The 249-nt window shown below is 55.4% G+C and carries 1 protein-coding gene; it reads left to right on the forward strand.

The window, feature by feature from the left end; genetic code table 11:
- Positions 1–2: 2 nt before the first annotated feature.
- Positions 3–249 (forward strand): SDR family NAD(P)-dependent oxidoreductase (locus RYX56_RS26465; protein ID WP_439108534.1); only part of this gene is annotated, 247 nt, incomplete at its 3' end.

Here is a 249-nt window from a genome sequence, read left to right on the forward strand (position 1 = left end):
CTCTGTGCCCGGCAAAGAGCACGGTGGGCATCGACGTTAACGTCGACATCGGCAAGGCGCAAACAAAGTCGAAAGACAGGAGGGTGATCGTGGGTAAGTTGGACAACAAGGTTGCGTTGGTAACCGGGGCTGCTCGAGGTATCGGCAAGGAAATATCACTAGCTCTCGCTCGTGAAGGAGCGGACATTGTTGCCAATGCACTGAACGCGCCGAATCTCGAAATCCTGGCTGCGGAGGTAGAGAAACTGG

It is taken from the genome of Alkalihalophilus lindianensis (genome assembly GCF_032843265.1).
In the GTDB taxonomy this organism is placed as follows: domain Bacteria; phylum Bacillota; class Bacilli; order Bacillales; family Bacillaceae_D; genus Alkalihalophilus; species Alkalihalophilus lindianensis.